The following is a 7,188-nucleotide window of genomic DNA, read 5'->3' as shown; positions in this document are numbered from 1 at the left end:
ACCTCACTCGGAGGTCTTCCCTATGTCACGTCGACTCGCCGAACGCGGTACCTAACGTCCCGGGTCAGTACAGCTAGGCCCGCCACCAGGAGTCGTCGAGTTCCACCGGAGTCGTGCGCTTGTGCCGGTTGCGGTGCCAGGCGGCCTCGATCTTCTCCACCGCATCGATCGGGACCTCGCGGCCTTCGAGGTAGTCGTCGATGATCTCGTAGGTCAGGCCCAGTTCGTCTTCGTCGGTCTGGCCCGCCTTCTCGTCGAGCAGGTCGGCGGTCGGGATCTTCTCCCACAGTTGCTGCGGCGCACCGAGGTGACGCAGCAGCGATCGGCCCTGACGCTTGTTCAGACCCGACAGCGGCAGGATGTCCGCGGCGCCGTCGCCGTACTTGGTGAAGAAACCGGTGACGTTCTCGGCCGCGTGGTCGGCGCCGATCACCAGCAGCCCGCGGTCGCCGGCCACGGCGTACTGCGCGACCATGCGGTGTCGTGCCTTGGCATTGCCCTTGGTGAAGTCGGTGAGCGGCGCGCCCATCGCCCCCGAGATCTCGCTGTTCAGGGCATCCACTCCCGGCGCCACGTTGACGGTCAGCGTCTCGTCGGCCGCCACGAACTCGACGGCGGCGGCGGCGTCGTGCTCGTCGTGCTGTACCCGATACGGCAGACGCATGCCCACGAACACCGCGTCGGCGCCATCGGCCCGGACACGCTCCGCCGCGATCTGGGCCAGGCGCCCGGCCAGCGTCGAGTCGACGCCGCCCGACAGGCCGAGCACATATCCCGACGCGCCGACCGCGCGGAGATAGTCGGCGAGGAAGCCCACCCGCCGCTCCACCTCGTCGGCGGGATCGATGGAGGGTCGGACCCCCAGGGCTTCGATGATGGTCCGCTGGGTCTCGCGCATACGCGCTCCTATGCTCGCTCGGGGTCGGGTCGAGCAGCCGCGGTCACTCCTCCCGAGGTATCCGCACGCCGACGAGGTGAGCGTCGGGGTCCGGCGCCATACCGAGGCGCTCCCATGGCTGCGAGACGGTGAGTACCGCATACGCGGACGTCGGAAACCGATCGATCGGACCGGCCGGATCGAGCGTCAGCGCGGTCTGTGGCATACCGGGCTCGTGTCCGACGACGAGCAGCGTGGCCGCGTCGGCCGGCGCGTGGATGCGGATGGACTCGAGCACGTCGTCGGCGTCCCCGCCGTAGATGTCCTCGACAAAGGTGACCGGCGCCCGCACGCCGGTCCGTTCGAGGGTCTGGCGGGTCCGGGTCGACGTCGAGCACAGCACCGCGTCGATGCGCAGGCCTTCGTCGCCCATCCAGCGCCCGGCGAGGGCGGCCTGCCGGTCGCCGCGTCCGGCGAGCGGGCGGTCGTGGTCGCGCGTCGCCGGAGGATAAGCCGACTTGCCGTGACGCATCAGGATCAAGGTGCGTGTGCCGCTCATGCGGTGCCGGTCCGCCGGGACTCCGCGGGATAGGCGTCCGGATCGGCGGCGATGGTGCGCAACAGGCGAACGGTCGCGCGCCACGCGGCGGCCTCCTGGCGCAGGAAGGCGGCGTGCTCGCGCTCGTCGTGCATCTCGGCCTCGTCGGCCAGCGCATCGAACTCGAGGTGTTCGTCGACGGCACAACCGATGAGTTCGTCCAGGGTCGTGCAGTCGGCGCAGGCCCGCTCGATCGCGGCTGCGTCGAGAGTGGCCAGGCGTTCCAGATCCGACCGATACCGCATGCACTCGAATGTACGTCGTCGGCGCTGGTTGTCGGGGTTGCGACACCGGGTGCATCCGCGGCCGGCAGGTGCCCGACTCGGGCGCGGGGTCCCCGACGCCCTTACCCTTGGGGACGTGCACTCCTGGGTTCCCGCGCTACTGGCGGTGCTGGCGGCGTTGATGATCGCCGCCGGCACCGTGTTGCGGCAGCGTGCGTCCCGGGTCAACGGTGCGATCACCGTCGGATGGTGGGTGGGTGCCGGGATCGCGCTCTGCGGCTTCGGCCTGCAGGCGTCCGCCCTGGGGCTCGGGTCGATCCTGCTGGTACAGCCGCTCGTCGTGCTCGCGGTGTTGTTCGCGTTGCCGCTGGAGGCCTGGGCGGACCACCGGCATCCCGCGCGCATCGAGTGGGCGTGGGGAGGGGTGCTCGTCGTCTGCGTCGCGACGTTCCTCATCGTCTCGCGACCGGAACCGTCACTCCGGCGACCGGATGCGCTCCTGCTGTGGGGCACCGTCGGGGCCGTCATCGGGATGGTCGTGGGCCTGGTGATCCTGGCGCGACGCTCCAGCCCGCACTACAAGGCGCTGTTCTACGGACTCGTCGCGGGCACGATGTTCGGGGTCTCGGCGCTGCTGGTCAAAGCGGTGATCTACCAGATGACCCACGAGTTCTGGCGCACCTTCGTCCAGCCGGAGATCTATCTGTTCGTGCTGGTGGTGGTCTGTGCGGTGGTCGCGCAGCAGCTGGGTTTCGGGGCGGGCGACCTGCAGACGTCGTTCCCGTCCATGACGGTCGCCGAACCGGCGGTCGCGATGGTGCTGGGCGTGTTGCTGCTCGGCGAGAACCTCAACGTCTCGGTGCCGACCGCGATGTTCCTCGGCATCGTGCTCGCGATCATGATCCGCGCGGTGTGTGAGCTGGCGAAGCTGTCGGCTGTCCGCGGATGGGAGCAGGCGGTGGCCACAGAGACGGCAATGCCGCCGACCGTGGGACGGCCGGCGGCATGATCAGCTCGGAGTCGACCAGTCTGTTCTGATCAGCCCTCGATGAGTTCCGCGATGCCCTCGGCCCATTCTTCGGCCTGCTTCGCGGGCTTGATCGACGACGAGTTGTCGTGGCGGGCGTGCTCGCCGACCTGGACGGCCCCACGCTTCGTCAGCATCTCGGCGATGATCTCGCCGCCGCGGTTGAAGGTGTCGTAGATCGAGTCGCCGAGCCCGAACACGGCGAAGCGCAGCCCGCCGAGATCGGGGTTGACGCTCTCGAGTTCGTCGGCGAAGGGCTCGGCACCGGTGGGGAGCTCGCCCTCGCCGTAGGTCGAGCAGACGATCACCAGGAAGTCTTCCGGGGCAAGGTCCTCGACCGCGTACTCGCTCATGTCGTAGATCGAGGGATCGTGCTGGTCGAGCGCGTCCGCGATGGCGTCCGCGACGAGCTCGCCCGTTCCGGTCTCGGTTCCGTAGAGGATGACGACCGACATTTGCAGAACTCCTCTCGACGTCGGCTTTTGGCAGCGAGGGTAACCTAACCCGCTCCTCGCTGCGAAATCGCAGGTGGGAAGGGGGTTGGAAGAAATACTTGGATGTCCTACTATGTGGTGACAGAGGCCATAACCCCGAACTCCGGAACGGGGCGCTCGCCGCCGGCTCCGACGCCGACGAGGCAGGTCCGAAAACCCCGAACAACGCGTCAGGCCCCCGGCCGAGACCCCGACCAGGCAACGCCCGAGAAGAATCAAAGGTGATCTCCGTGTCCGCTCCCGCTGTCCCTTCCATCCCGCACTTCCTGAACGGCAAGCGCGTCACCGCCGAGGGTGGCCGCTTCGCCGACGTCTTCAACCCGAGTACCGGTGCCGTGCAGGCCCAGGTGCCGCTCGCGTCGACCGACGAGGTCGCCGCCGCCATCGCCACCGCCTCGAAGGCGCAGAAGGAATGGGCGGCGTGGAACCCGCAGCGTCGTGCCCGCGTCCTCATGCGCTTCGTGGACCTGGTCAACAAGAACGCCGACGAGCTCGCGACCACACTGTCGCTCGAGCACGGCAAGACCCACTCCGATGCCCTCGGTGACATCCAGCGCGGAGTCGAGGTCATCGAGTTCGCCATCGGCATCCCGCATCTGCTGAAGGGCGAGTTCACCGAGGGTGCCGGCAACGGCATCGACGTCCACTCGGTCCGCCAGCCGCTCGGTGTGGTCGCGGGTATCACCCCGTTCAACTTCCCGGCGATGATCCCGCTCTGGAAGGCCGGCCCGGCACTCGCCTGCGGCAACGCCTTCATTCTCAAGCCCAGCGAGCGGGACCCGTCCGTGCCTGTCCGCCTGGCCGAATTGTTCACCGAGGCAGGGCTTCCCGACGGTGTCTTCCAGGTCGTCCACGGCGACAAGGAAGCCGTCGACGCGCTCCTGACCCACCCGGACGTCAAGGCTCTCGGCTTCGTCGGCAGCTCCGACATCGCGCAGTACATCTACTCGACCGCCGCTGCACACGGCAAGCGTTCGCAGTGCTTCGGCGGTGCCAAGAACCACGCCGTCGTCATGCCCGACGCGGACCTCGACCAGGCCGCCGACGCCATCATCGGCGCCGCCTATGGCAGTGCCGGCGAGCGTTGCATGGCCCTCTCCGTTGCCGTGCCGGTCGGTGAGGAGACCGCGAACCGGTTGCGCGAGAAGATGCTCGAGAAGGCCAACGCACTGCGCGTGGGCCACAGCCTCGATCCCAAGGCCGACTACGGCCCGCTGGTCACCGCCGCCGCACTCGATCGTGTCCGCGGCTACATCGCCAAGGGTGTCGAGGAAGGCGCCGAGCTCGTTCTCGACGGCCGCGAGATCGGCACGCCTGAGCAGCAGTACGGCGACGACGACATCTCCAACGGCTTCTTCATCGGACCAAGCCTGTTCGACAACGTCACCAAGGACATGAGCATCTACACCGACGAGATCTTCGGTCCGGTGCTCGTGGTGGTGCGCGCGCACGACTACGAAGAAGCCCTCGCGCTGGCCTCGGATCACGAGTACGGCAACGGTGTTGCTATCTTCACCCAGGACGGTGACGCCGCCCGCGACTTCACCGCACGCGTCGAGGTCGGCATGGTCGGCGTCAACGTGCCGATCCCGGTGCCGGTGGCCTACCACACCTTCGGTGGCTGGAAGCGTTCCGGCTTCGGCGATCTCAACCAGCACGGCCCGGCGTCGATCCAGTTCTACACCAAGACAAAGACTGTCACGACGCGCTGGCCGTCGGGCATCAAGGATGGCGCGGAGTTCGTCATCCCGACGATGGACTGAGTGCGGCCGAGATGACCACACTTGCCGAGGCCGCAGTCGCGCGGCTCGACGGTGACGAACGCGTCATCGTCGAGACCGCAGCGGCTTTCGCGGCCAAGAAACTGGCGCCCTTCGCGCTGGAATGGGATGCGTCCAACCACTTCCCGGTGCCTGAGCTCCGCGAGGCGGCCGAACTGGGGATGGGTGCCATCTACTGTTCCGAGGACGCCGGGGGCAGCGGACTCCGCCGTCTCGACGGCGTGCGGATCTTCGAGCAGTTGGCCTACGCCGATCCGGCGGTCGCATCGTTCCTGTCCATCCACAACATGTGCGCATGGATGATCGATCACTACGGCACCGACGAACAGCGCAACAAGTGGGTGCCGCGACTGGCGACGATGGAGACCATCGCGAGCTACTGCCTCACCGAACCGGGTGCCGGATCGGATGCGGCGGCACTAGCCACCCGTGCCGAGCGTGAGGGTGACGAGTACGTCCTCACCGGGGTCAAGCAGTTCATCTCCGGTGCCGGGTCGTCGGACCTGTACGTGGTGATGGCCCGCACCGGCGACGCCGGACCCAAGGGCATCTCCACCTTCCTGATCGAGAAGGACACTCCCGGACTGAGTTTCGGTGCGCAGGAACACAAGATGGGTTGGCATGCACAGCCCACCGCGCAGGTCATCCTCGACGAGGTGCGGGTCCCGGCGGCCAACCTGCTCGCCGAGACCGAGGGCATCGGGTTCGGCATCGCGATGAACGGCCTCAACGGTGGCCGTTTGAACATCGCGGCGTCCTCACTCGGTGGTGCCCAGGCGGCGTTCGACAAGGCGGCCGCCTACGTCTCGAGTCGTCGGGCGTTCGGCAACTCGCTGCTCGACGAGCCGACCATCCGGTTCACACTCGCCGACATGGCGACCTCGCTGCAGACCTCACGGTTGATGCTGTGGCACGCGGCGACCGCGCTCGACGACAACGCCCCCGACAAGGTGGAGCAGTGTGCGATGGCGAAACGCTTCGTCACCGACAGCTGCTACGACGTCGCCGACCAGGCGCTGCAGCTGCACGGCGGCTACGGGTATCTGTCCGAGTACGGAATCGAGAAAATCGTCCGCGACCTCCGTGTGCACCGCATCCTGGAGGGGACCAACGAGATCATGCGGGTCGTCCTCGGCCGTTCGATCGCGTCCCGTTACCGGGAGAGCTGACGCGAACTCGCTGCAACGCAATGGTTTTCGCAGGCAAACACTCTAGGGAGCAAAGACAATGACGACGATCGCTTTCCTCGGCCTCGGCAACATGGGTGGCCCGATGGCCGCCAATCTGGTCAAGGCCGGGCACACGGTGCACGGGTTCGATCCGGTTCCCGAGGCGGTCGAGACCGCCAAGGCCAACGGCATCGAGACGTTCCCCGCCGCCATCGAGGCCGTGGCCGCGGCCGAGGTCGTGATCACCATGCTGCCCAACGGCGGCATCGTGAAGAAGCTCTACGACGAGATCATCCCGGTCACCCCGACCGGTGCGCTCTTCATCGACTCGTCGACCATCTCGGTCGACGATGCGCGGGAGATCCACCGTCGCGCCGTCGACCACGGTTTCGCTCAGGTCGACGCACCGGTCTCCGGCGGGGTGAAGGGTGCCGTGGCCGGCACCCTGGCCTTCATGGTCGGCGGCGAGGACGAGGCCTTCTCCGCGGCGCGTGGGACCCTCGACCCGATGGCGGGGAAGATCATCCACTGCGGTGCGGCGGGTGCCGGCCAGGCGGCGAAGGTGTGCAACAACATGCTGCTCGCCGTCCAGCAGATCGCGGTCGGCGAGGCGTTCGTCCTCGCTCAGAAGCTCGGCCTCGACGAGCAGGCGCTCTACGACGTCGTCACCGGTGCCACCGGCAACTGCTGGGCCATCGAGACCAACTGCCCGGTCCCGGGCCCGGTCCCGACCTCGCCGGCGAACAACGATTTCAAGCCGGGCTTCGCCACCGCACTGATGAACAAGGACCTCGGTCTGGCGATGGACGCCGTCGCCAGCACCGGCGCCCGCGCACCGCTCGGGACCCACGCCGCACAGCTGTACCGCGGCTTCGCCGAGCAGCACGCCGACCTCGACTTCAGCGCGATCATCACCTCGCTGCACTAGGTCTCGAAGTACCTGCCTGACGGCTCCTGAAATCCCGTTGCGTTTTGTCCCGGTTACCGGGACAAAACGCAACGGGATTTCTTGCGCTCG

Annotated in this window: 8 protein-coding genes; 4 read left to right on the top strand and 4 right to left on the bottom strand. The window is 67.6% G+C overall.

What is annotated here, in order from left to right; genetic code table 11:
* Nucleotides 1-73: 73 nt before the first annotated feature.
* Genes nadE through BPODLACK_RS07080 form a run of 3 tightly spaced genes read right to left on the bottom strand, consistent with a single transcriptional unit; the run spans nt 74 to nt 1,720 of the window.
* Entirely contained in the window at nt 74-898 is an 825-nt protein-coding gene (gene nadE, locus BPODLACK_RS07090) for an ammonia-dependent NAD(+) synthetase (protein WP_159404980.1), read from the bottom strand.
* Nucleotides 899-941: 43 nt separating this feature from the next.
* The gene (locus BPODLACK_RS07085) at nt 942-1,436 is read right to left on the bottom strand and encodes a SixA phosphatase family protein (RefSeq protein WP_006436956.1); all 495 of its coding nucleotides are present in this window, start codon (nt 1,434-1,436) and stop codon (nt 942-944) included.
* Nucleotides 1,433-1,720 (bottom strand): hypothetical protein, encoded by a 288-nt coding sequence (locus BPODLACK_RS07080; RefSeq protein ID WP_006436955.1) that lies wholly within the window; start codon nt 1,718-1,720, stop codon nt 1,433-1,435. Before BPODLACK_RS07080 ends, BPODLACK_RS07085 begins: the two co-directional genes overlap by 4 nt.
* Nucleotides 1,721-1,835: 115 nt before the next feature.
* Between BPODLACK_RS07080 and BPODLACK_RS07075 the strand changes: the two genes are divergently transcribed.
* Complete coding sequence (locus tag BPODLACK_RS07075; RefSeq protein ID WP_006436954.1) at nt 1,836-2,708, top strand: DMT family transporter; 873 nt, start codon at nt 1,836-1,838, stop codon at nt 2,706-2,708.
* 29 nt (nt 2,709-2,737) lie between these two features.
* On the opposite strand, the gene BPODLACK_RS07070 is transcribed toward BPODLACK_RS07075, so the two are convergent.
* Nucleotides 2,738-3,181 (bottom strand): flavodoxin domain-containing protein, encoded by a 444-nt coding sequence (locus BPODLACK_RS07070; protein ID WP_006436953.1) that lies wholly within the window; start codon nt 3,179-3,181, stop codon nt 2,738-2,740.
* A 269-nt stretch (nt 3,182-3,450) separates the two neighbouring features.
* On the opposite strand from BPODLACK_RS07070, the gene BPODLACK_RS07065 reads away from it, so the two are divergent.
* From BPODLACK_RS07065 to mmsB, 3 genes are read left to right on the top strand one after another with little or no spacing between them, the layout of a single operon-like run.
* Nucleotides 3,451-4,983, top strand: coding sequence for a CoA-acylating methylmalonate-semialdehyde dehydrogenase (locus BPODLACK_RS07065; RefSeq protein ID WP_096275012.1), 1,533 nt, complete (start codon nt 3,451-3,453; stop codon nt 4,981-4,983).
* 11 nt (nt 4,984-4,994) lie between these two features.
* Nucleotides 4,995-6,170: an acyl-CoA dehydrogenase family protein gene (locus BPODLACK_RS07060; RefSeq protein WP_006436951.1), complete on the top strand. Its 1,176-nt coding sequence runs from the start codon at nt 4,995-4,997 to the stop codon at nt 6,168-6,170.
* A 58-nt stretch (nt 6,171-6,228) separates the two neighbouring features.
* Nucleotides 6,229-7,098, top strand: coding sequence for a 3-hydroxyisobutyrate dehydrogenase (mmsB, locus tag BPODLACK_RS07055; protein ID WP_006436950.1), 870 nt, complete (start codon nt 6,229-6,231; stop codon nt 7,096-7,098).
* Nucleotides 7,099-7,188: the final 90 nt, after the last annotated feature.

This window comes from Gordonia sp. YY1, assembly GCF_009872315.1.
Classification (GTDB): Bacteria; Actinomycetota; Actinomycetes; order Mycobacteriales; family Mycobacteriaceae; genus Gordonia; species Gordonia amicalis.
The sequence above is the reverse complement of the archived record's forward strand: the minus strand, read 5'-3'. Positions and strand labels throughout refer to the sequence as shown.